Genomic DNA, 23,139 nt, shown 5'->3' on the forward strand with positions numbered 1-23,139 from the left:
GCTATCTCAAGTCTCCACACGCCACGCTTAATCCGATTTATCACTCATGTCCCAGGTGATCAATCTGTCACGGCCGCGTATACCTTCACATACGTCTCGGCCACCCGGTCCCACGTGCGGTGAGCCGCCACGGCCTCCCGCCCCGCGGCCCCCATCTCCGCACGTCGCCGCGGGTCGTCCCGGAGCTCCGCGAGCGCGTCCGCGAGGGACTCGGGGTCCTCGGGACGCACCAGCAGCCCGGCCTCCGGGCCGACCAGCTCGGCCAGCGCCGGCAGGTCGCTGGCGACCACCGGCTTGCCCAGCGCCATCGCCTCCACGGGCTTGAGCGGGGTCACCAACCGGCACACGCGGGCGTCGATCCTGGGCGTCACGAACACGTCGATCGCGGCCTGCGCCCGCAGGGCCTCCGCCGGGGACACCCGGCCCGGCAGCAGGGCCAGATCCTCCAGGCCGAGCGCCTTCACGCGCTCCAGCAGCGCCGGGCGTTCCGCGCCGTCCCCGACGATCAGCACGCGCACCGGGAGGCCCCGGTCGCGCAGCAGCGCCGCGGCGTCGAGAAGTGTGGCGAATCCCTCATAGGCGACGATGCTGGATACCGATCCGACAACGAGTTCCTGAGCGCCGACGTTCAGGCTCTCCCGGAAGCCCTTCCCGTCGTACTCGGCGGTGAGCAGCGAGGCGTCCACCGCGTTCGGCGCGAGGAACACCCGCTCGGCCGGCACGCCCCGCGCGACGATCTCCTCGCGCATGGTCGCGGCCAGCGTCACCACGGCGTCCGCGGTGCGCATGATGTGCGCCTCGCGCTCCCGCTGGAGCAGGTGCCGCTCGCTGCCCTCGGCGGCCTCCCCGGCGCGCGAGAGCCAGGTCTCCTCCAGGAATCCGCGCACCTCGTAGACCACCGGCAGCCCGGTCCGCTCGCCCACGGCCAGCGCCACGCTGCCGTTGCGGTGGTCGGTGGCCGCGTGCAGCACCGACGGCCGCAGCCGCTCGGCCAGCCGCGTCGCCTCCTCGACCCCGCGGACCATGCGCCCGTGGCTCTCCGAGGGGATCGGCCCGCTCGGCAGCAGCCGGTGGTACGGGATCCCGTCCACCTCTTCGTACTTCGCGGCGGCGAAGTGGCCCTGGAGCATCGGCCAGCCCCAGCTCGTCACCACGTGCGGGTCGAGCCCGGCCGCCCGCTGCGCGGTCACGATCCGGTGCGTCCGCACGGTGTACCCCGCCTGGGTGTACGGCAGGGCGTTGGTGACCATGTGCAGCACGCGGCCGGGGATGGGCGTCACCGGCGTCTTCACGCCCCGGGCGGACGCGCCGTCGCGCAGGCTGGCCAGTTCCCCGGCGTACTGCTGGAACCTGCGGCGAACTGTTCCGTTACGGCGGGCGAACGGTCGGAGAAGTTCCACCGCCTCGCTCATCCGGCCCGCTTGCATGGCTCGCTGGGCGTCGCGCAGCCGCACGGCCGCGTCGACGGTCCCCTCGGAGCCGCGCTCGGGCAGCGCCTCGGCCAGTTCGGCGCGCTCCAGGGCGACGACGAGCGTGGCCAGGCGGCGGCCGCGGCGGCCGCGCAGCCGTACGGACGCCGTCCGGGCCAGGGCCTCGGCGTCCCGGCGGCGGCCGGCGCGGTCGAGCAGGAGCAGCGAGGTGGAGGGGAGGAGACGTTGCACGGCGGAACGCCCGGCGGCGCGGGCGGCGCGGCGGCGGATTCGGCCGGGCAGGGCATCGGTGGCGGCTACCGCGACCCGCACCGGATCGACCCGCATCCGCGCGACGACGATCCGGGTGACCAGCAACGGGTGACGGAGCGCGCCGAGGATTGCGGTTCGGGCCGACAGCGCCGCTCGCGTAGGAGAGGCGGACCGCTGTGGAACCGGTGTGGACGGTGGCCGGCTTTCGTCGGAGACCACCGAAGGAACGTAGCATAGGCACCGTTTGCTCGATCTCGGCTGCTTCCTGCGGCTTTACCGAGGATTCCGGTACTGTCCTTTTGGCCTACCGTCGATTACTGCCTATAACTGCCAATATCAGTAGGAATGTCCTGGTCCCGGCTTAGGAAAGACGCATGACCGACACGCACCCGACCGGCCCGGCTGGTCAGACCGTCCTCCACGTGCTCGGCGCCCGGCCGAACTTCCCCAAGGCCGCCCCCGTCGTGCGCGCCCTGGCCGAGGCGGGCGTCGCCCAGGAGATCGTCCACACCGGCCAGCACTACGACGCGCTCATGTCGGACGTGTTCTTCGCCGACCTCGGGCTGCCCGAGCCGGTCGCGAACCTGGCCGTCGGCTCCGGCACCCACGCGCGGCAGACCGCCGCCCTGCTCACCGGCCTCGAAGAGGTCATCACCGAGCGGCGGCCCGCGCTGGTCGTCGTGTACGGCGACGTCAACTCCACGCTCGCGGCCGTCCTGGTCTGCGCGAAGCTGGGGGTGCCCACCGCGCACGTCGAGGCCGGACTCCGGTCGTTCGACCGCGGCATGCCCGAGGAGGTCAACCGGGTCGTCGTGGACGCGCTCGCCGACCTGCTCTTCGCGACCTCCCCCGACGCGCTCTCCCACCTGGCCAACGAGGGCGTCGCCCCGGAGAAGGCGCACCTCGTCGGCAACCCGATGATCGACAGCCTGTTCTCGGCGCTGCCCAAGCTCGACCCGGCCCCCGTCGTGGCGCGGCTGGGCCTGCCGGAGCGGTACGCCGTGGCCACGCTGCACCGGCCGGGCAACGTGGACTCCCTCGACACCGCCCGCGAGCTGGTCTCGGCGGTGCTCAAGGTCGCCGAGCAGGTGCCGGTCGTGGTCCCGCTGCACCCGCGCGGCCGGGAGCGGCTGGCCGAGGCCGGGCTGGTGCCGTCCGAGCGCCTGTCGATCATCGAGCCGCTCGGGTACGTCGACTTCCTGTCCCTGGTGCGCGGCGCGGCGCTCGTCGTGACCGACTCCGGCGGCGTGCAGGAGGAGACGACGATGCTGGAGGTGCCGTGCCTGACCGTGCGGCCCAACACCGAGCGCCCGATCACGATCAGCCACGGCACGAACCGGCTGGTCACCCCCGCGACGCTGCCCGCCGCGGCCGAGAAGGCGCTGGCCGAGGGCGCCCGCACCCCCAGCGGCGAGCTGCCCCCGCTGTGGGACGGCAGGTCCGGGGCGCGCATCGCGGGCGTGATCGCCCGCTGGCTCGCCGACGGCTCCCGCTGACCTCGCGTCGTCCGGCGGACGGCCGTACGGCTCCCGCCGCCGCCGCGAGGTCGGCGGGCGATGGGCCGTACGGCTCCCGCCGGCGTCTGGCGATGGGCGCCGGGTTGTACGGCGCCCGCGCGGTACGGCGGGCGCTCCGCCGTACCGGAAGACAAGATTGTGAGAAGTCTGGGGCGGACGTCTGATACGTCCGGTTCCCACGGGTGGTTTTAATCCCTCTTGTGGGGATCTCACCCGTCACGATGGACACGGTGGCGTACCCTCGTGTTCTCCCGTTCGAAGGACTGATATGCCGGAAAACGACCGTATCTCGGAACTCGAGGCCCAGCTCCGCGAGGCGATGGAGCGCGCCGAGCGCCTCCAGTCGCGCATGGTCGAGCTGGAGAACCTCTACGACGAGGAGAAGGAGCGGTCGGAGCAGCACCGCACGCGCGCGACCGAGCTCGCGAGCAAGCTCTCGAAGCAGATCTACCGCACCGAATACGTCAACTGGCAGCTCGAGTCCACGCGCGCCCGGCGCACGTTCCGCATCGGCCAGGCCGTGATGAACGTCAAGCGCAACCCCAAGAACGTCGTACGGCTGCCGCGCGACCTCGTGCGCGCCGCCAAGGCGACCGAGCGCCCGGAGCGGCCGCGCCAGATCACCGACCGCAGCATGCTCAAGGACGTGCTCCAGCCGGACGTCGCGATCCCGCGCATGAAGTGGCCCGAGGGCCTGGTCAACCGGCCCGGCCTGAAGGTCGCGGTCATCCTGGACGCGTTCTCCAAGATGGCGTTCCGGTACGAATGGGAGCAGATCGAGTTCGGGCCCAAGGACTGGCGGGAGACCTTCGAGCGCGAGCGGCCCGAGCTGCTGTTCGTCGAGTCCGCCTGGTGGGGGAACGACGGCCGCTGGCAGTACCAGATGACCGGCACGAACGCGCCCAAGCAGGAGCTGCGCGAGCTGGTCGCCTACTGCAAGGAGCAGGGCATCCCCACGGTCTTCTGGAACAAGGAGGACCCGCCCAACTTCGACAAGTTCATCGACACCGCCAAGCTGTTCGACCACGTCTACACCTGCGACGGCGACTGCATCCCGCGGTACAAGGAGATCCTCGGGCACGACCGCGTGGACGTGCTGATGTTCGCCGCGCAGCCCCGGGTGCACAACCCGCAGCTCGTGGGCGAGGGCCGGGTGCACGACATCGTGTTCGCCGGGATGTACTTCCGCGACAAGCACCCCGAGCGGCGCGAGCAGATGGAGACCGTGATCGCGCCCACGCGTGAGCTGGGCCTGCACATCTTCGCGCGCAACGACTCCGCCGGCGAGCAGTACGCCTGGCCCGAGGAGTACCGGCCGCACATCGTGGGCGAGCTGCCGTACGACCACATGCTCACGGCGTACCGGATGTACAAGGTCTTCCTGAACGTCAACTCGGTGATCGACTCGCCGACGATGTGCGCGCGGCGGGTGTTCGAGCTGTCGGCGTGCGCGACGCCCGTGCTCTCGGGGTACTCCCGGGCGATCGAGGAGACCTTCGGCTCGCTCATCTCGATCGCGCGGGACCAGGAGGAGGCCTACAACCAGGCGCTCTACCTGATCAACAGCCCCGAGCTGCGGGCGCGGCAGGGGCACCTGGCCCATCGCGAGGTGTTCGACAAGCACCTGTTCACGCACCGCGTGGACCAGATCCTGCGCGACCTGGGCCGGCCGGTGCGCGAGCGGAAGCAGTCCATCTCGGTGGTGCTGCCGACCAACCGCGCCAACCAGATCGAGCACGCCATCGACTCGGTGGCCAAGCAGATCCACAAGCCGATCCAGCTCATCATGGTCCTGCACGGCCTGGACCTGGACACCGGCGTCGTGGCCGACAAGGCGCGCGCGGCCGGGATCGAGGACGTCAAGGTGCTCGCGGCCGACAAGTCCCTCACGCTGGGCGCCTGCCTGAACCTGGGCGTCGCGGCGGCCGACGGGGACTTCATCGCCAAGATGGACGACGACAACCTGTACGGCGAGCACTACTTCTCCGACATGATCCGCGCCTTCGACTGGACGAACGCGGAGATGGTCGGCAAGGGCGCGCACTACACGTACTTCGAGGGCCGCAACGCGACCGTGCTGCGCTTCCCCGAGTTCGAGCACCGGTTCACGCACCTGATCAACGGCGGCTCGATGCTGGCCAAGCGGGACCTGCTCAAGTCGGTGCCGTTCGAGAACGTCAACGTCGGCGAGGACACCCGGCTGGTACGGCACTGCAAGGCCGAGGGCATCCCGATCTACTCGACGGACCGGTTCAACTTCGTCTACATGCGCAGCGGGGACCCCAAGTTCCACACCTGGCAGGCGAACGAGATCAAGCTGAACCGGAATGGTCAGTTCGCGTTCATCGGGCGACCTGAGGGCCACGTCCTGATCTGACCGATACACACCTGTTATCCACAGGCATGTGGATAACAGATCCCTATCCCCACAGGGGATATACCCCTCGTTATCCACAAGCCTGGGGATAACCTCGCGAACAACCCACAGGGCCACACGGCCCCTGTGGACGGGTGAACGACCCATGAACGCACGTACGGCGGGGCACCGGACGAACCGGTGCCCCGCCGTACGCATGCGACACCTCACCCGTCCCGCCGATCACGCGCTCCCGGTCCTGCGGGCCGCGTGACCGGCGCGGGCGGGGCTACTTGTCCACAGGCCGGCCGAGAGGCTTCTCAGCGACCTTCGTCCGCGGCCTTCTCCGGGGTCTTCTCAGCGACCTTCTCAGCGACCTTCTCAGCGACCTTCTCGGGGGCCTTCTCGACGGGCTTGACGGCCTCGGGGACGCCGTTGCCGGCCGGGGCGCCGTTGCCGGACGACAGGAGGGAGCGGGCCAGGCCGAGGCCGGTGCCGCCGAGGGTGAGCGCCTTGGCCAGCATCTCCTCGATGCCCTGGGCGCCGTTGAGCACGACCATGTGGTCCACGTTGCCGAACGCCTTGGACGCCTGGCCGACGATCTCCGGCCACTTCTCGGCGAGCTGCTGGGCGACGACCGCCTCCTGGTTCTTCGCCAGGGCCTCGGCGCGCGCCTGGATCGCCTGCGCCTCCGCCAGGCCCTTGGCCCTGGCGGCCTCCGCCTCGGCGAGACCGCGCGCCTGCGCCGCCGCCGCCTCGGCCTCACCGGTCGCCCGGGTGGCCGCCGCGGCGGCCTCACCGCGCAGGCGGGTGGACTCGGCGTCGGCCGCCGCCTGCTGCTTGACCTGGGACGCCTGCGCCGCCGCGCGCAGCTCGGTCTCGCGCGCCTCGGCCTCGGCCTGGGCGATGCGGGCGTCGCGGTCGGCCTGCGAGAGCGTGACCGTCTCGTACGCCTTGGCGTCGGCGGGCTTGCGTACCTGGGACTGCAGCCGCTGCTCGGCGAGCTGCGCCTCCAGCTCGGCCGCCCGGGTCTCCTGGACCACGACCTCCTGGCGCGCGGTCGCCTCCGACAGCGGGCCGGCCTGCCGGGCCTTGGCCGCCGCCTGGTCCACCTCGGCCTGGTACCCGGCCTGCTGGATCTGCGACTCGCGCACCGCGGCCGCCTTCTTGGCCGCCGCGACCTGCTCGGCCTCGGTGGCCTCCTGGTCGCGCTGCGCCTCGGCGATGCGCGCCGCTGCCGCGATCTTGGCGGCGTGCGGCTTGCCCAGGTTGGTGATGTAGCCGGTCTCGTCGTCGATCTCCTGTATCTGGAGGGAGTCCACGACCAGGCCGAGCTTGCTCATCTCGTCGGCGGCGGAGCTGCGCGCCTCGCTGGTGAGGCGCTCGCGGTTGAGGATCAGGTCCTCGACGGTGAGATTGCCGATGATGGACCGCAGGTGGCCGGTGAACAGCTCGTGGATGGCGCCGTTCATGGAGTCCTGCTGGTCGAGGAAGCGCCGCGCGGAGTTGGCGATCGAGACGAAGTCGTCGCCCACCTTGTAGATGACCACGCCCCGGACCTGGACCGGGATGCCCTGCTGGGTGACGCAGGAGACGGTGAGGTTGGCCGCGCGGCTGTCGAGCCGGAGCCTGCGGGCGGTCTGGAAGCCGGGCAGCACCGCCGTGCCCTTACCCGTCACGATCTTGAAGCCGAGGCTGTCGGCCAGCTCGGTGCGGCCGCGCGCGCCCAGACCGGAGATGATCAGTGCCTCGTTGGGTTCGGCCACCCGCCACACGGCCTTGAACAACAGGATCAGGATGATGACCGCCACAACGGCGGCGATCACCGTTATGAGGAGCGAGGACGGCATGGGGGCGCCTCCTGGGGGGAGCTGTCCGGTGCGTTGCTCGGTGCTCGAACAGGAGGAGGCGGGCCGGTCAGCCGAGGGCCGGGGCCACGTAGACGGTGCGGGGCGGGTGGTAGTCGACCACGACGACGATCGCGCCGACCGGGATCTCCTCGTCGGGCAGGCTCGGATGCGCGTAGAACGCCTCCACGCCGCCGCGGATGGGGATCATCACCTCGCCGACAAGGCCAGGCCCGATCTTCCCGGTCACCCTGCCCTGTCTTCCGACCACCCTCGTCCTTCCTCCCGATTCACACCGTGAACCGCACATTACCCGGACAGAGGAGACGAGCGCGACGCCGCCCGGTCTCATTTGAGAGTCTTCGTGAGCCTCGCGTAGGCCTGCTCGACGATCGCGTCGAGGTCACGCTTGGCGACCGTCCGGCCGGCCACGAACAGGTTCATGACGACGTTGCCGTAACGCATGGTGACGGCGCCGAGCTGCATCGCGGTCTTCCCGCCGAAGCCGGCGTCGGTGAGGAACGCCTGCGCGGCCTCGCCGTGGGCGGAGACGGAGACGGGCTGGGTGGCGTACTGGTAGGTCTTGTCGCCGACCCTGGCCGAGTAGCGGGCGCAGTCGGCGGGCATCGCGGCGACGGCCGGCTTGCCGGCCTGGTCGGCGGGGAGCGAGACCAGCGCCTCGGTGACCGAGACCAGCCCGGAGCTGTGGACGACGACCGCGGAGGGCGCCTTCTTCACCGCGGGCGAGTCCTTGTCCAGGTGGCCGATCTCCCGGCAGTGCGGCTTGTCGAGCTTGGCGGCGGCCATCGCCTGCTCGCCGGCCTTGGTCGCCTTGAGCGAGCCGTACGCGCCGGCCTCGGGGCCGTACGCCTTGCGCATGCCCGTGACGTGGTCGAGCAGGGCTGCCGTCAGCTCCTTCTCGGTGAAGACGCGGGACGGGGGCTTGGCCTTCGGCGAGGCGCCCCCGGAGCCGCCGCCGCCACACGCCGCGGCAGCGGCCCCGAGGGCGAATATCGCGATAGGGGCGACAATTCTCGGAACACGTCGCACTCGCACTTCTTATTCCTCCAAGGACCACGAAACGACTGACCGCGCCACCCTAACCGGTGAGTCGCGGACGCTTGACGTGAACGCCGTTTGAGGTCCTGGTATTTGGCTAATGCGCGTGTCGTCCGGGATTTACCGGAATTTTGAGCTTATGCCGTTGAACACGGCATCCAGGTAGCGGTCCGCCTCGTCCGGCTTGGCCGCTCCGCGCGGGGTCGGCCCCTGCGCCGGGAAGCCGGGGGCCTCGTAGTAGTAGAACGTGCTCTTGCTGGAGCTCTCCTCGCCCCCGCCGCCCCCGGCCATCCGGGCCGCCCGGCGGTCGTCGACGCGCTGGTTGTCCGACTTGCCGTTGAAGATCTGCCCGATCTGCCCGAACGCCGTCGTGAACAGATCCTTCAGGAGCTTCGGAGAGATGTAGTCCTCCTTCTCCGGGTCCCGGTTGTCGATGGCGTACACCTCGCGGGTCTTGTCCTTGCCCTGCGGCGGACCGTAGATGATCACGGTCTCGGGGTTCTTCTTCGCCTCCTCCAGCATCGCCTGGAGGGTGTCGATCCCGCCCTTGGTGTCGATCTCCTGGTACGTCTGGGACCGCGGCCGCGGCGACTGGACCGAATGCGGCGGCTGCTGGGGCTGCGACGGCTGCTGCGGCGGCTGCCACTGCGCCTGCTCCGGCTCCTGCCACTGCACGTGGGCCTGCGGGGGCCTCGGCGCCTCCGGGGTCCGCGGCTGCGGCGCCTCGGCGGGCGGCGGGGCCTGGGCGGGCCTGACCCCCCATCCGGTGTGCGCCGGGTCCTTGGCCGCCTTGCCCGCCTTGCCCGGCCGGTCGGCGGGCTCGGCGAGCTGGGCCGGGTGGCCCGACAGGGCGGGGTACTGCCCCTCCGGGTACTGCCCGGCCGGGTGCTGCACCGTCTGGTAGTAGCCCGCGGGCTGGTGCGCCGCTGGGCGCGGGCCGCCGGCCTGGTCCGTCCCGGGCCCGGCCGCGTCGGCCGGCGCGGACTGCTCGGCCTCGGCCGGGGCGGGGGCCGCGGTGAAGGTCAGCCCGGAGTCCCCGGAGTCGGCCTGCGCGGGGGCGAAGGCCGGGATCGGATCCGCGCCCCCCGCCTGACGATCAGTGGTGGCCGCGACCGCCGCCTCGAACCCCGAGAGCGCGATCACGCTCAGCGCGAGCGCGGCGCCCGTTGCAGCGGAATGTCCTTTCCGCACGACATATCCCCCTTATATAGGGTGGCTATTTCTCCCGATTGGGATCACCCTAAGCGTCCGCCAGTAATGAACATTTCACGGACACGCAATAGGACGGAGCCGCCTGGATTCGTTATCGGCGCCCGACTTTCCATTCATCGTCGGCTAGCATGACGAACGTGCTTAAACCCACATATCCCCTCGAAACCCCTCGCCTCCGGCTACGCCCCTTCACTCTCGGTGATCTCACCGCGTTCCACGCCATCTACTCCCGTCCCGACGTGGTGCGCTACCTCTACACCGAGCCGCTGGACCTGGACGGCGCGCGCGAGTCCCTGGAGCGGAAGAAGACGGGCCGGACGGAGCTGCGGGAGGAGGGCGACGCCCTCTGCCTGGCCGTCGAGCGCCGCGACACCGGCGAGCTGATCGGCGACTGCATGCTGCGCTGGGCGAGCGAGGCCCACTCCGGCGGGGAGATCGGCTGGGTCTTCGACCCCGCCCACCACGGCCACGGCTACGCCACCGAGGCGGCCCGCGAGCTGCTCCGCCTGGGCTTCGCGGAGATGCGCCTGCACCGGATCCACGCGTCCTGCGACGCCCGCAACACCGCCTCGGCCCGGATGATGGAACGCCTCGGCATGCGCCGCGAGGCCCACCTGGTCGAGAACGAGTTCGTCAAGGGCGAGTGGACCGACGAGTTCGTCTACGCCCTCCTGCGCCGCGAATGGGAGGCCGGGCGGCCCTCCTGACGCGCCGGCCGGGCGAGGCGCCGCGCGGCGCGGGGCCGTCAGGCGTCGCGCCGCGCGGCGCGGGGCCGTCAGGCGTCGCGGCGGAGGAAGGTCCGCAGGATGCGGTCGGCGGCCAGGGCGGGGGTGATCTCTCCGGTGGAGACCTGGTGCTCCAGGGTGGCCGCCAGGGCGCCGACCTCGGGGTCCGCGTGGAGCGCGGACAGCAGGCCGTCGGTCACCATCCGCCAGGTCCAGCGGACCTGCTGGGCGCGCCGGCGGGCGGCCAGCTCGCCGGACTCGGCCAGCCGGTCCTGGTGGGCGACGACGTGCTTCCAGACCTCGGCGAGCCCCGTGTTCTCCCGGGCGCTGCAGATCAGGACCGGCGGGGCGGCGGAGGAGCGGAGCATGCGCAGCGCCCCGGCGAGCTCCCTCGCGGCCTTCCGCGCGTCCTGCTCGTGGGGGCCGTCGGCCTTGTTGACCGCGACGACGTCGGCCAGCTCCAGCACGCCCTTCTTGATCCCCTGGAGCTGGTCGCCGGTGCGGGCCAGGGTGAGCAGCAGGAACGTGTCCACCATGTCGGCGACCGCCGTCTCGGACTGGCCCACGCCGACCGTCTCGACCAGGACCACGTCGTACCCGGCGGCCTCGACGACCACGATCGCCTCACGGGTGGCCTTGGCGACGCCGCCGAGGGTCCCGGCCGTGGGCGAGGGGCGGATGAAGGCGTCCGGATCGGCCGACAGCCGCGCCATGCGGGTCTTGTCGCCGAGGATGCTGCCGCCGGTCCGGGTGGACGAGGGGTCCACGGCCAGTACGGCGACGCGGTGGCCGGCCGCCGTGAGGTTCGTGCCGAGGGTGTCGATGAAGGTGGACTTGCCCACGCCGGGCACGCCCGTGATCCCCACCCGCCGCGTCCGGGGCGCGGCCCCGCCCGCCGCGCCGGAGGCGGCCTCCTCCGGCGGCGGGGTCAGGGCGACCAGGAGTTCCTGGGCCAGGGCGCGGTGGTCGGGGCGGCGCGACTCGACCAGGGTGATGGCGCGGGCGATCCACGAGCGGGAGCCCGCGCGCACGCCTTCGATGTAGTCGTCCAGGTTCAATGCCCGAGCCGCCCCCGGAGCTCGGTGAGCAGGCCCAGGGCCGCGTCGGCGATGACCGTGCCCGGCGGGAAGATCGCGGACGCTCCCGCCTCCCGCAGCGCGGCGTGGTCGTCCGGCGGGATCACGCCGCCGACCACGATCATGATGTCGTCGCGGCCGAGCGCGGCCAGCTCCTCGCGCAGCGCCGGGACCAGCGTGAGGTGCCCCGCCGCCAGCGAGGACACGCCGACGATGTGCACGTCGGCCTCCACGGCCTGGCGCGCGACCTCGCCCGGCGTCTGGAACAGCGGGCCCACGTCCACGTCGAAGCCGAGGTCGGCGAAGGCCGTGGCGATCACCTTCTGGCCCCGGTCGTGCCCGTCCTGGCCCATCTTGGCGACGAGGATGCGCGGCCGCCGCCCTTCGGCCTCCTCGAACTCGGCGGTCGCCGTACGGGCCCGCTCGATGTTGCCGGCGGCCCCGGCCTCGTCTCGGTACACGCCGGAAATCGTACGGATCTGGCCGCTGTGGCGCCCGTACACCTTCTCCAGCGCGTCGGAGATCTCGCCGACGGTGGCCTTGGCGCGGGCCGCGTCGATCGCCAGGGCCAGCAGGTTCCCCTCGCCGGTGTCGGCGGCCCTGGTCAGCGCGTCCAGCGCCCGCGCCACGTCCTCCGGGGACCGCTCCTCCCGCAGGCGGCGGAGCTTGTCGATCTGCTGGGCGCGGACCTGGCTGTTGTTGACCTTGAGGACCTCGATCGGCTCGTCGGCGTCCGGGCGGTACTTGTTGACGCCGATCACCGGCTGCCGCCCCGCGTCGATGCGGGCCTGGGTGCGCGCCGCGGCCTCCTCGACGCGCATCTTCGGGATGCCCTCGTCGATCGCCTGCGCCATGCCGCCCGCCGCCTCGACCTCGGCGATGTTGGCCCACGCCTTGCGCGCCAGGTCGTAGGTGAGCCGTTCGACGTACGCGCTGCCGCCCCACGGGTCGATCACGCGGCAGGTGCCCGACTCCTGCTGGAGCAGGATCTGGGTGTTGCGGGCGATGCGCGCGGAGAAGTCGCTCGGCAGCGCCAGCGCCTCGTCCAGGGCGTTCGTGTGCAGCGACTGCGTGTGGCCCTGCGTGGCGGCCATCGCCTCGACGCACGTCCGTACGACGTTGTTGAAGACGTCCTGCGCGGTCAGCGACCAGCCGGAGGTCTGGCAGTGGGTGCGCAGCGACAGCGACTTGGGGTTCTCCGCGCCGAAGTCGCGCATGATCCGGGCCCACAGGAGGCGGGCGGCGCGGAGCTTGGCGACCTCCATGAAGAAGTTCATCCCGATAGCCCAGAAGAACGACAGGCGCGGCGCGAACGCGTCCACGTCGAGCCCGGCGTCGCGCCCGGCGCGGACGTACTCCATGCCGTCGGCCAGCGTGTACGCCAGCTCCAGGTCGGCCGTGGCCCCGGCCTCCTGGATGTGGTAGCCCGAGATGGAGATCGAGTTGAACTTCGGCATCTCCCGCGAGGTGTACGCGAAGATGTCGGAGATGATCTTCATGGAGGGCTTGGGCGGGTAGATGTAGGTGTTGCGGACCATGAACTCCTTGAGGATGTCGTTCTGGATGGTCCCCGCGAGCCGCTCCGGCGCGACGCCCTGTTCCTCCGCCGCCACGATGTAGAGCGCGAGCACCGGGAGCACCGCGCCGTTCATGGTCATCGACACGCTCATCCGGTCCAGCGGGATGCCGTCGAAGAGCTGCCGCATGTCGTAGATCGAGTCGATCGCCACCCCGGCCATGCCCACGTCGCCGGCCACGCGCGGGTGGTCGCTGTCGTACCCGCGGTGCGTGGCCAGGTCGAACGCGACCGACAGGCCCTTCTGCCCGGCCGCGAGGTTGCGCCGGTAGAACGCGTTCGACTCCTCGGCGGTGGAGAAGCCGGCGTACTGCCGGATCGTCCACGGCTGGGTGACGTACATCGTCGGGTACGGCCCGCGGAGGTACGGCGGGACGCCCGGGTACGTCCGGAGGAAGTCGAGCCCGTCCAGGTCCGCCCCGGTGTAGAGGGGTTTGACGGTGATGCCCTCCGGCGTCTCCCACACCAGGTCGCCGGGTTCCTTGCCGGTCGCCTCGCGCAGCGCCGCGTCCCAGTCGCCCGAGGGCGACGGCGTGCCGAGCGGTACGTCGGAGAAGTCCGGGATCATTTCGCCCCCAGGTCGGACAGCGTCGTGCGGATGACGGACACGGCGTCGCAGCCGGCGTACACGTAGTCGTCCACGCCCTCGTAGTCCCCCGGTCTCCCGGCGAGCCACACCTTCGCCGCCCCGGCCTCCTTCAGCGCGCGGGCGGCGCCGGCCGCGCCCTCGGCGTACAGCCTGTCGCTGGAGCACAGGCAGGCGACCGCGCACCCGCTGGAGGCGAACTCCTCCGGCGGCCCGGCCACGGTCTCGATCCCGCCCGCGCGGAACAGGTTCCCGGCGAACCCGGCGCGCGCGGTGTGCGCCGCGAGCGGCCCGAGCGTGGCCAGGTAGACCCGGGGCCGCACGGCCTGCGCGTCGGCCAGGTCGCGCAGTTCCTCGAACTCCTGCGCGTAGTGGACGCCCTCCGGCTCGCGGGCCGCGGGCCGCCGCTGCGGGAGACGCTCCTCCAGGTTGGGGAACTCGCTCACGCCGGTGATCGGGGCGCGGCGGTGGGCGATGTCCTCGCGGCGCCTCTCCCAGGTCGCGGCGAGCCGTTCGCGCACCAGTCCGGACGCCTTCGGGAGGCCGCCCGCGCGCTCGATCTCGGTGAACCACTCCCAGGCGGCGTGCGCGAGGTCGTCGGTGAGCCTCTCGACGTACCAGGAGCCGCCCGCCGGGTCGATCACCCGCGCCACGTTCGACTCCTCCATCAGCAGCGACTGGGTGTTGCGGGCGATCCGCCGCGCGAAGTCGTCCGGCAGGCCGAGCCGCAGGTCGAACGGCAGCACGGTCACCGCGTCCGCCCCGCCGACGCCCGCGCCGAAGCAGGCGAGGGTGGTCCGCAGCATGTTCACCCACGGGTCGCGCCGCGTCATCATCGCCGGGGAGGTCACCGCGTGCTGGACCTGCGCGGCCTCCGGCACGCCGCAGACCTCGCCGACGCGCGCCCACAGCCGCCGCGCGGCCCGGAACTTGGCGATCGTGACGAACTGGTCGGCCGTCGCCGCGTACCGGAACTCGACCGCCCGGAACGCGTCCGCGACGTCCAGGCCCGCGTCCGTCAGCGTCCGCAGCGCCGCGACGCCCTCGGCCAGCGCGCACCCCAGCTCCTGCGCGTCGCCGCCGCCCATCCCGTGGTAGGCCAGGCCGTCGATCACCGCCGCCCGCACGCCGGGGAAGTCCGCCGCGCACCGCCGCGCCAGCTCGCCGAGCCGGTCGTCCGCGCAGGACAGCCCGAGATTCCCCGCCGACGGCCGGAGGCGCAGGAACGCCTCCGCGGCCGCCCCGCCGTACGGCCCGGGGTCGAGGGCGACCGGCGCGAGGTCGAGGCGCACGCCCCTGAGCACGTCGTCGAGCGAGCCGAGCGGGATCGCGCCGTCCCCCAGCACCAGCCAGAGGGACGTGACCCCGTTCTCCAGGTCCGTGAGCAGCGCGGCGTTCGAGGGCACGTCGTGCCGCTGCCGCACGTCCCACCCGCCGAGCACCCCGCCCCCGGCGCGCCCGCCCCGGGTGTACGGCGGGAGCCCCGGCACCCCGGCGCGCGCGGCGAGGTCACCGGCGTCGTCCGCGTCGTACAGGGGCGAGATCGGGACGCCGTCGGGCGTCTCCGACCCCAGCACCTCCTCGACCGCACGCCCCTCCACCTCGGCCCCCGCCTTCCGCAGGACGCCGAGCGCCAGCTCCCGCCATCGGTCCCGGTCGGTCTCCGGAAACGAGGCGGCCAATTCCAGTCGATCGGGCGGCACCGTCATGTACCGGATAGTAAGCGGTCAGGTATTTCCGGCCATGACCTGGGTCACCCAAGACGCCGCGAAACACGTTTTCCGACGATCTTCGGAGTGTCGGGAGGCGGTGGTATATCTACCTCTCATGACAAGGGGGATCAAGATTCGTATCGCCCGGGCGGGGGAGATCGAGGACGTCCTGGAATTCTGGGCGTTCGCGGCTGAGGGCAAGAGCATCAGCGACGATCTGCCGGGGGTGCGGAGGCTGATCGACCGCGACCCGGACGCGCTGCTGGTGGCCGACCTCGACGGCGAGATCGTCGGCACGGTGATCGCCGGCTGGGACGGGTGGCGCTGCCACCTGTACCGCCTGGCGGTGCACCCGGCGCACCGGCGGCGGGGGATCGCGCGGATGCTGCTGGAGGAGGCCGAGCGCCGGTTCGTCGAGTACGGCGGGCGCCGCGGCGACGCGATGGTGCTCGACGACAACGCGCTGGCCCACCACGCCTGGCGGGCGGCCGGATACGCCAGGGAGAGTCACTGGTCCCGCTGGACCAAGCGGCTGGCGGCGGCCACGATGGCGGAGTGAGACGGCTGCACTTCACCGGCGAGCGGGCCGGGGACGTCCACGTCTACCAGTACCTCCCCGGCGCGGGACGCCCGGTGACGCGCTCCTGGCCGGGGCTGGCGCGGCGGCGGGCGGACGACGGGCCCACGCCCTACACCGAGTTCGCGGTCGACGCGGGCTCCACCGAGTCGTTCGCGGTCTACGCGGGGCTGGCCTGGCGGCTCGGCGAGCCGCTGGCCAGATACGCCATCCCCACCTGGTACCGCGACGACGCGGCGCGGGAGCTGGGGCGCGGCGGGGAGTTCGTGGACTGGGAGTTCTGCGTGGACGCCGAGGCGCTGGACCCGGCCGAGCGCGTGGTGGGGTTCGTGCCGGCGCGGGCGGGGGTGCCCGAGCACGCGACCCCGTGGGAGAGCGAGCACGCCGGGCACGCCGGGCTGTTCCCGCTGCGGGGCTTCGAGGACCTGATCGCGGCGCAGCGGGCGCTGTGGGACGCCTCCTCCGCGATCAACCTGTTCGCCGTCGCCCACGGCGCCGCCCGGCACCGCAGGCTGCTCGCGTCGCTGCGCGGCCGGGCCGTGCCCGCTCCCGGGAGCGTGCTGGAGCGCGGGGAACTGCTCATCGACATCACGGTCGGCAGGGAGCCGGGCCGCTGGGACTCGATCGTGATCGTCTCGCCCGGGGACATCAGGCCCCGGCTGGAGGAGCTGTGCGCCGAGTTCGACCGGCGCATCGAGGCCTACGAGCAGCGGGTGGACAAGTTCCAGGACACCGGGGACTTCCTGGCCGCGATGCGGGACCTCGCCGGGCTGGACTGAGGGCGCCTTCCGGCACGGCGCCGAGCGCGGGCCTGAGGCCGGTGCCGAGCGCGGGCCTGAGGCCGGTGCCGAGCGCGGGCCTGAAGCCGGTGCCGCGCCTGGCCCCGGGCACGTCCCGAGGGCGGGCCTGCGGGCGGGCCGCGCGGGGGGTCCTGCAGCTTCCTGCAAGACGCGGCGTGCCGCCGCCCCGCCGTACGGCTGCATAGACCTGCGAAGATCGGCTCGCGAGAATCCCTCGCTTCTCCGCAGCCGGATGATTACGATCGGTGAGGATACCCCTCCCTATCTGAGAACCCCGAGGTTTGCCGTGAGTGGTGACACGACACGGCGCAGAACCGGCAATCTGCCCGCCGAGACCACCAGTTTCGTCGGACGTCGCGCGGAATCGGCCGCCGCCGCCCGGCTGCTCGGAGAATCCCGCCTGGTCACGCTGACCGGCGTGGGCGGAGTCGGCAAGTCCCGGCTCGCCCTGCGCATCGGCGCCGACCTGCGGGCCGCGTTCCCCGACGGGGCCTGGCTGGTCGATCTGCACGGACTGCGCGACCCCGACATGGTGCCCTACGCCGTCGCCGACGCGCTGGGGTTCCACGACCACACGTCCCGGCCGATCGTGCCGGCGCTGACCGGGTTCCTGGCCCACCGCCGGCTGCTGCTGATCGCCGACTCCTGCGAGCACCTGACCGTGCCCGTCGCGACGCTCGTGGACGCGTTCCTCGACGCCGCGCCCGGGCTGACCATACTGGCCACCGGCCGCCGCCCGCTGGACGTGCCCGGCGAGCGGGTGCTGCGCGTCCCTCCGCTCGGCGCGGAGGACGGGCGCCTGCTGCTCACCCACCGCGCCGGCCCGTCCAGGCTCCGCCTCACCCCGGCCGGCCAGCGGGTGCTCACCCGGCTGTGCGACCGGCTGGACGGCATCCCGCTGGCCATCGAGCTGGCCGCCGTCCAGTTGCGCACCACCTCCCCCGACGAGCTGCTCGACCGGCTGGAGCGCCGGTTCCAGGTGCTGGAGGACGAGCGGGACGACGCCCCGGCCCGCCACCGCGCGCTGCGCACGGCCATCGGCTGGAGCCACGAGCTGTGCGAGCCGCGCGAGCGCCTGCTCTGGGCGCGTCTCTCGGTCTTCTCCGGCTCGTTCGACCCCGCCGCGGCCGGGTTCGTGTGCGGCGACGCGGAGATCCCCGCCGAGCGGGTGCGCGGGCTGCTCGACCGGCTGGTGGAGCTGTCGATCCTGCAGCGCGACGGCGGGCGCTACCGCATGCTCGACACGGTCGCCGAGTACGGCCGCGAGTGGCTGGCCCGCCTCGGCGAGGAGGACGCGCTGCGCCGCCGCCACCGGGAGTTCTACCTGCGGCGCGTACGGCGGGCCGAGGCGGCCTGGTCGGGCCCGGACCAGGCCGGCTGGTACGACACGATCAGCCAGGACCACGGCAACCTGCGCGACGCGCTGGAGTTCTCCCTGCGCGACGAGTCCGGGTGGCGGCCGGCCCTGACGATGGTGGCGAGCCTGTGGTTCTTCTGGGGCGCCTGCGGCCACCTGCGCGAGGGCCGCCACTACCTCGACCGGGTGCTCGGCCTCGACCTGCCCGGCTCGGTCACGCGCAACAAGGCGCTGTGGGTCGCGGGCTGGGTGGCCGGGCTGCAGGGGGACGTCGACGCCGCCGCCGAGCGCGCCGAGCAGTGCCGCGCCGCGGCGGCGGCGCAGGACGACACGGCCGCCGCGGCCTACGCCGTGCAGGTGGCGGGCGTCGCCGACTTCATGCGCGGCGACCTGGAGCGCGCCACGGCCGAGTTCGCCGAGGCCGTCGAACGGCACCGCGCCTGCGGCGACCTCAACCCCGGCCTGCTCGGCGGCATGACCCAGCTCGCGATGACGCTGTCGCTGCGCGGCCGGGTGCCCGAGGCCGTCGCCGTGCTCCGGGAGTGCCTGTCGATCTGCGACGAGTACGGCGAGCAGTGGGGGCGGTCGTACGCCTGCTACGTGCTCGCGGTGGCCGAACGCGAGCGGGGTTCGCTCGACGCCGCCTGGGCGCAGGCGCGGGTGGCGCTGCGGATCAAGCGCCAGTTCAACGACGTGCCCGGCTGCGTGATGTGCATGGAACTGCTGGCCTGGGTGGGCGCCGCGCAGGGCGACGCCGGGCGCGCGGCGCGGCTGCTGGGCGCGACGCGGGGCATGTGGCGGGAGTTCGGGCTGCCGCTTTTCGGGTCGCCGTTCTTCTCCGCCGAGCACCAGGAGTGCGTGGACTCCGCGCGGGCGCGGCTGGGCGAGCGGGAGTACGACGCGGCCTTCGCCGAAGGGGAGGCGTTCGAGCCCGCCGAGGCGATCGCGTACGCCCTCGGCGACCTGCGCGACCGGCCTCTCGCGCGCAACCGCTGAACGGCCCCGCCGGGGGACCCGGGAAGCGGGGTCCCCCGGCGATCCGCGCGGCTTTGCCACCCGCCTGGGGCGGGTAGGTCTTTCCGCAGGACCGCCCGCCATCTACCGTGTCGAGTCAGGAGACGATCAGGGGGCATCCCCTCCGGGCGGGGGACGCCCCCGTGACCGCCGGAGCCGCACTCATGCTGATCAGCGAGATCCTGCGAGGCAAGGGCGACTTCGTCGCCACGATCCCCCCCGACGCCACCGTGAGCGAGCTGCTGGCGAGGCTGGCCGAGCACAACATCGGCGCCCTGGTCGTGTCCCCGGACGGGGAGTCGATCACCGGCATCGTGTCGGAGCGCGACGTCGTGCGCCGGCTGCACGAACGCGGCGCCGCGCTGCTGGACGAGCCGGTCGAGCAGATCATGACGTCGGAGGTCCGCACCTGCGAGCCGGGCGCCAACGTGGACCAGCTCCGCCAGGTGATGACCGAGCACCGCATCCGCCATCTCCCGGTCACCCGGGACGGCCGCCTGGTCGGCATCGTCAGCATCGGCGATGTGGTCAAGAGCGCGATCTCGGAGCTGGAGACGGAGCGCGAGCACCTGGTCGGATACATCCGCCGGAGCTGACCCCGCGCTCGGCGCCCGCCGCGGGCCGCACCCGCCGCGGGCCACACGCCCATCGCGGGCCGCGCCGCCCGCCGCGACGGCGTCCTCCCCTGCCCGGCCGGGGGCGGGTAGAGCCCGGGCGGTCAGCGGGCGACCGCGACGGCGTCGATCTCGATGAGCCAGTCGGGCTGGGCGAGGGAGGCCACTTCGAGGAGGTTGTCGGCCGGATAGGGCTCGGAGAAGAACTCCCCGCGCAGGGTCAGCACGTTCTCCAGGTTCTCGGCCATGTTCCTGACCATGATGTTCACCTTGACCAGGTCCTTCAGGCTCGACCCGGCCGCGTTCAGCACGAACTCCAGGTTCCTGATCGCCTGGCGGCCCTGTTCGAGGAAGCCCCCCGGCACGGTGCGGCCCTGGTGGTCGATGCCCGCCTGGCCGGAGACGAAGACCAGGCCGCCGGCCTTCATGGCCTGGGAGATGCGGTACGGCTCGTACCAGTCGGGCTCGACGACGACGCGCTCGACGGTGAGGGACTCGCTCATGTTCAAACTCCTTGTATGTACGTACATGAACTGTATGTACGTGCAAATATGTCGTACGCCCGCTCTCTTGTCAACCCCGCTGGTACGCCCCGGGGAGCGATGACATGCTCGAAACCAGGAAGGGGCCGCCCGTGACTCTCCTCGCCCCCGAGGACCCCTACTTCGGGACGCCGTTCGCGATCAACCTGGTGGTCTGCGTGGCGCTCTCCGTGGCCGCCTACGCCCTGGCGACGCTGCGGCCCGCGATCCGGTCCATCCCCATGGAGCCGTGGCGCATGGCCTCGGGGCACGTGCTCTGGGGCGAGCGGCTCGTCTCCCGGACGGCGAACCGGGCCGGGGCCGCGCTGATCCTGGCCGGATTCGCGGCCATCCTCGCCGCCGCGCTCTCCCCCTGGCCGCTCCACGGCGTGAACCTGCTGCTGTTCACCGGCTTCCTGCTGTACCTCACGGGCCGGTCGCGGATCTTCGTCACGGTCCGCTCGGTCGTCACGACGCTCACGTTCACGACGCGGGAGTTCCCGCTGGCGGAGATCGTCGCGGCCGAGCCCGCGCACATCTCGCCCCGAGCCTGGATGCTCGTCGCCTCCCGCGCCGCCGACCCGGTGATCGCCCCCGCGCCCGGCCCCGCCGTACGGCTGCGCCTGACCGGCGACCGCACGGCGCTGATCGCCACGAGCGACCCGGACCACGTGGCCGCCCTGATCAACCGCCTCCTGAATCCCCCATGACGCACTCGCGCCGATCACGCGGTTCGGGCCGCACGCCGGGTGCGGCACCGCGTGATCGGCGCGATGAGGGTCAGCGGGCGCGCCGCCGTACGGCGGTCAGGCGGCCTTGGCGGTGTCGATGATCCAGGACAGGACCAGGGCCTCCTCGCGCCAGGCGTCGTAACGGCCGCTGCGGCCGCCGTGGCCCGCGCCCATCTCGGTCTTCAGGAGGAACGGACCGCCCTCGGCCGTCGCGCGCAGCCTGGCGATCCACTTCGCGGGCTCGTGGTAGAGCACGCGGGTGTCGTTGAGGCTGGTGATCGCGAAGATCGGGGGATAGGTCTGGCGCGTGACGTTCTCGTACGGGGTGTACGACTTCATGTACGCGTAGACCTCGGGGTCCTCCAGCGGGTTGCCCCACTCGTCCCACTCCGTCACGGTCAGCGGCATCGAGGGGTCGAGGATCGTGGTCAGCGCGTCCACGAAGGGCACCTGCGCGACGACACCGCCGAACGCTTCGGGCGCGAGGTTGGCGACCGCGCCCATCAGCAGCCCGCCGGCCGACCCGCCGCGCGCGATCAGCCGGTCCGGGGAGGTCCAGCCGGCGTCGGCGAGGTGGCGGGCGCAGGCGACGAAGTCGGTGAAGGTGTTCTTCTTCTGGAGCAGCTTGCCCTGTTCGTACCACTGGCGGCCCATCTCGCCGCCGCCGCGGATGTGCGCGATCGCGAACACGAAGCCCCGGTCCAGCAGGGACAGCCGCGCGATGGAGAAGTAGGGGTCGGTGGAGGACTCGTAGCTGCCGTAGCCGTACAGCAGGCAGGGGGCCGGCCCCTCCACGCCCTTCTTCTTGACCAGCGAGATCGGCACGCGGGTGCCGTCGGGCGCGGTGGCCCACTCGCGGTGCTGTTCGTACCGCTCGGGGTCGTAGCCGCCGAGCACCGGCTGCCGCTTGAGCAGCACGAGCTCCCCGGTGTCCAGCACGTAGTCGTACACCGACGACGGCGTGACCATGGAGGTGTACCCCATCCGCACGCGGTCCGTGACGTACTCGGGGTTGCCCGCGACCCCCACGGCGTAGACCGGCTCGGGGAAGGAGACCTCGTACGGCTCGCGCCCCTCGCGCAGCACGCGCACGCCGGTCAGGCCGTCGCGGCGGAAGCCCACGACCAGGAAGCCCTCGAACGCGTCCACGTCCTCGAGGCGGGTGTCGGCGCGGTGCGGGATGAGCGGCGTCCACGCGCCCGGGTCGGTGACCGGGGCCTCGGCGAGCTCGAAGTTCTCGGCGCCGTCGTTGTGCAGGATCAGGAAGCGGTCGCCCTGGTGCTCCACGCTGTACTCGACGCCCGGCCGGCGCGGCGCGACCACCTGGAACTCCCCGGCGGGGTCGAGCGCGTCGAGCACCCGGACCTCACTGGTGATCTTGCTGGAGGAGTGGATGACCAGGTAGCGCTCGCTGCGGGTGAGCCCGACGCCGATCCAGAACCGCTCGTCGGTCTCCTCGTAGACGAGCACGTCGTCCGCCGTGGGCGTGCCGAGCACGTGCCGGTGGATCTGGTACGGCCGCCAGGCCTCGTCGATCTTGGTGTAGAAGAACGTGGAGCAGTCCGCCGACCAGGTGCCGCCGTAGAAGACGCCCGGGATCTCGTCGGGGAGGAGCTCCCCGGTCTCCAGGTCCTTGAACCGGATCGTGAACCGCTCGCTGCCCTCGAAGTCGGTGGAGTAGGCCAGCAGCCGGCCGTCCGGGCTGACGTCGAACGTGCCCAGCGACAGGAACGGGGAGTCCCCGGCCAGCTCGTTGCCGTCCAGCAGCACCTGCTCACCGGGCAGCGGCCCGCCGTCGCCCGGCTGGGGCGGGGTGTTGTCGCCGGGGGTGACGGCCAGGCGGCAGTGGATGCCGTACTGCTTGCCCTCTTCCGTGCGCGAGTAGTACCACCAGTCGCCCTTGCGGCTCGGCACGCTCAGGTCGGTCTCCTGGGTGCGCGACCTGATCTCCTGGAAGATCGTCTCCTTCAGCCCATCGAGGTGCGCGGTGGCCTTCTCGACGTAGGCGTTCTCGGCCTCCAGGTAGGCGATGGTGTCGGGGTCCTCCTTGGCGGCCAGCCAGGCGTACTCGTCGATGACGGTGTCGCCGTGGTGAGTGCGCTCCATGGGGACCCGCTTGGCAACGGGCGGCTTCTCACTGCTCACCATCTGAGTCTATGAGCCCCCGCCCCGAGGTG

General features: G+C 72.2%; 18 protein-coding genes. 8 read left to right on the plus strand and 10 right to left on the minus strand.

Features of this window, described 5'->3' with window-relative positions; genetic code table 11:
- Positions 1-59: 59 nt before the first annotated feature.
- On the minus strand, positions 60-1,787 hold the full coding sequence (locus tag D5H75_RS16360; protein ID WP_242454278.1) for a glycosyltransferase family 4 protein: 1,728 nt from the start codon (positions 1,785-1,787) through the stop codon (positions 60-62).
- A gap of 269 nt (positions 1,788-2,056) precedes the next feature.
- On the opposite strand from D5H75_RS16360, the gene wecB reads away from it, so the two are divergent.
- Positions 2,057-3,178, plus strand: a complete 1,122-nt coding sequence (gene wecB / locus D5H75_RS16365; protein WP_119927326.1) for a non-hydrolyzing UDP-N-acetylglucosamine 2-epimerase — start codon at positions 2,057-2,059, stop codon at positions 3,176-3,178.
- 289 nt (positions 3,179-3,467) lie between these two features.
- Complete coding sequence (locus tag D5H75_RS16370; RefSeq protein WP_242454279.1) at positions 3,468-5,576, plus strand: glycosyltransferase family protein; 2,109 nt, start codon at positions 3,468-3,470, stop codon at positions 5,574-5,576.
- A gap of 299 nt (positions 5,577-5,875) precedes the next feature.
- Here the strand turns inward: D5H75_RS16370 and D5H75_RS16375 are convergent, their stop codons facing one another.
- The 4 genes from D5H75_RS16375 to D5H75_RS16390 form a co-directional block, all read right to left on the minus strand.
- Complete coding sequence (locus D5H75_RS16375) at positions 5,876-7,405, minus strand: SPFH domain-containing protein (protein WP_119927327.1); 1,530 nt, start codon at positions 7,403-7,405, stop codon at positions 5,876-5,878.
- A gap of 67 nt (positions 7,406-7,472) precedes the next feature.
- The gene (locus D5H75_RS16380; protein ID WP_119927328.1) at positions 7,473-7,673 is read right to left on the minus strand and encodes a hypothetical protein; all 201 of its coding nucleotides are present in this window, start codon (positions 7,671-7,673) and stop codon (positions 7,473-7,475) included.
- A gap of 77 nt (positions 7,674-7,750) precedes the next feature.
- A complete protein-coding gene (locus tag D5H75_RS16385; RefSeq protein ID WP_147425178.1) occupies positions 7,751-8,452 on the minus strand; it encodes a hypothetical protein in 702 nt (233 codons plus the stop codon).
- Positions 8,453-8,581: 129 nt separating this feature from the next.
- Positions 8,582-9,652 carry a hypothetical protein gene (locus tag D5H75_RS16390; RefSeq protein WP_202638215.1) on the minus strand — a complete coding sequence of 357 codons (1,071 nt, stop codon included), beginning with the start codon at positions 9,650-9,652 and terminating at the stop codon, positions 8,582-8,584.
- A gap of 158 nt (positions 9,653-9,810) precedes the next feature.
- Here D5H75_RS16390 and D5H75_RS16400 point away from each other — a divergent pair, with 158 nt between their 5' ends.
- The gene (locus D5H75_RS16400; RefSeq protein ID WP_119927331.1) at positions 9,811-10,380 is read left to right on the plus strand and encodes a GNAT family N-acetyltransferase; all 570 of its coding nucleotides are present in this window, start codon (positions 9,811-9,813) and stop codon (positions 10,378-10,380) included.
- A 68-nt stretch (positions 10,381-10,448) separates the two neighbouring features.
- On the opposite strand, the gene meaB is transcribed toward D5H75_RS16400, so the two are convergent.
- The 3 genes from meaB to D5H75_RS16415 are packed head-to-tail and all read right to left on the minus strand — an operon-like array spanning position 10,449 to position 15,345.
- A complete protein-coding gene (gene meaB, locus D5H75_RS16405) occupies positions 10,449-11,456 on the minus strand; it encodes a methylmalonyl Co-A mutase-associated GTPase MeaB (protein ID WP_119927332.1) in 1,008 nt (335 codons plus the stop codon).
- Positions 11,453-13,618 (minus strand): methylmalonyl-CoA mutase, encoded by a 2,166-nt coding sequence (scpA, locus tag D5H75_RS16410; RefSeq protein WP_119927333.1) that lies wholly within the window; start codon positions 13,616-13,618, stop codon positions 11,453-11,455. Before scpA ends, meaB begins: the two co-directional genes overlap by 4 nt.
- A complete protein-coding gene (locus D5H75_RS16415; protein WP_119927334.1) occupies positions 13,615-15,345 on the minus strand; it encodes a methylmalonyl-CoA mutase family protein in 1,731 nt (576 codons plus the stop codon). Before D5H75_RS16415 ends, scpA begins: the two co-directional genes overlap by 4 nt.
- Positions 15,346-15,463: 118 nt before the next feature.
- Between D5H75_RS16415 and D5H75_RS16420 the strand changes: the two genes are divergently transcribed.
- The 4 genes from D5H75_RS16420 (at position 15,464) to D5H75_RS16435 (ending at position 19,692) form a co-directional block, all read left to right on the plus strand.
- On the plus strand, positions 15,464-15,907 hold the full coding sequence (locus tag D5H75_RS16420) for a GNAT family N-acetyltransferase (protein WP_119927335.1): 444 nt from the start codon (positions 15,464-15,466) through the stop codon (positions 15,905-15,907).
- On the plus strand, positions 15,904-16,704 hold the full coding sequence (locus tag D5H75_RS16425; RefSeq protein WP_119927336.1) for a hypothetical protein: 801 nt from the start codon (positions 15,904-15,906) through the stop codon (positions 16,702-16,704). The genes D5H75_RS16420 and D5H75_RS16425 overlap by 4 nt, the downstream gene beginning before the upstream one ends.
- 307 nt (positions 16,705-17,011) lie before the next feature.
- Positions 17,012-19,078 (plus strand): ATP-binding protein, encoded by a 2,067-nt coding sequence (locus tag D5H75_RS41610; protein ID WP_202638216.1) that lies wholly within the window; start codon positions 17,012-17,014, stop codon positions 19,076-19,078.
- A gap of 182 nt (positions 19,079-19,260) precedes the next feature.
- Positions 19,261-19,692 carry a CBS domain-containing protein gene (locus tag D5H75_RS16435; RefSeq protein ID WP_119927337.1) on the plus strand — a complete coding sequence of 144 codons (432 nt, stop codon included), beginning with the start codon at positions 19,261-19,263 and terminating at the stop codon, positions 19,690-19,692.
- A 122-nt stretch (positions 19,693-19,814) separates the two neighbouring features.
- Here the strand turns inward: D5H75_RS16435 and D5H75_RS16440 are convergent, their stop codons facing one another.
- Positions 19,815-20,213 carry a RidA family protein gene (locus D5H75_RS16440; protein WP_119927338.1) on the minus strand — a complete coding sequence of 133 codons (399 nt, stop codon included), beginning with the start codon at positions 20,211-20,213 and terminating at the stop codon, positions 19,815-19,817.
- 104 nt (positions 20,214-20,317) lie between these two features.
- Here D5H75_RS16440 and D5H75_RS16445 point away from each other — a divergent pair, with 104 nt between their 5' ends.
- Positions 20,318-20,941 carry a hypothetical protein gene (locus tag D5H75_RS16445; RefSeq protein ID WP_147425179.1) on the plus strand — a complete coding sequence of 208 codons (624 nt, stop codon included), beginning with the start codon at positions 20,318-20,320 and terminating at the stop codon, positions 20,939-20,941.
- Positions 20,942-21,037: 96 nt separating this feature from the next.
- On the opposite strand, the gene D5H75_RS16450 is transcribed toward D5H75_RS16445, so the two are convergent.
- Complete coding sequence (locus D5H75_RS16450; RefSeq protein WP_422673925.1) at positions 21,038-23,107, minus strand: S9 family peptidase; 2,070 nt, start codon at positions 23,105-23,107, stop codon at positions 21,038-21,040.
- Between the last annotated feature and the right edge of the window lie 32 nt (positions 23,108-23,139).

Source organism: Bailinhaonella thermotolerans (assembly GCF_003594875.1).
GTDB classification, from domain to species: Bacteria; Actinomycetota; Actinomycetes; order Streptosporangiales; family Streptosporangiaceae; genus Bailinhaonella; species Bailinhaonella thermotolerans.

Coding starts and splice junctions, on each gene's coding strand:
- D5H75_RS16445 (WP_147425179.1), top strand. CDS start 20,318: ATGCTCGAAACCAGGAAGGGGCCGCCCGTGACTCTCCTCGCCCCCGAG.
- D5H75_RS16420 (WP_119927335.1), top strand. CDS start 15,464: ATGACAAGGGGGATCAAGATTCGTATCGCCCGGGCGGGGGAGATCGAG.
- wecB (WP_119927326.1), top strand. CDS start 2,057: ATGACCGACACGCACCCGACCGGCCCGGCTGGTCAGACCGTCCTCCAC.
- scpA (WP_119927333.1), bottom strand. CDS start 13,618: ATGATCCCGGACTTCTCCGACGTACCGCTCGGCACGCCGTCGCCCTCG.
- D5H75_RS16375 (WP_119927327.1), bottom strand. CDS start 7,405: ATGCCGTCCTCGCTCCTCATAACGGTGATCGCCGCCGTTGTGGCGGTC.
- D5H75_RS16435 (WP_119927337.1), top strand. CDS start 19,261: ATGCTGATCAGCGAGATCCTGCGAGGCAAGGGCGACTTCGTCGCCACG.
- D5H75_RS16370 (WP_242454279.1), top strand. CDS start 3,468: ATGCCGGAAAACGACCGTATCTCGGAACTCGAGGCCCAGCTCCGCGAG.
- D5H75_RS16415 (WP_119927334.1), bottom strand. CDS start 15,345: ATGACGGTGCCGCCCGATCGACTGGAATTGGCCGCCTCGTTTCCGGAG.
- D5H75_RS16440 (WP_119927338.1), bottom strand. CDS start 20,213: ATGAGCGAGTCCCTCACCGTCGAGCGCGTCGTCGTCGAGCCCGACTGG.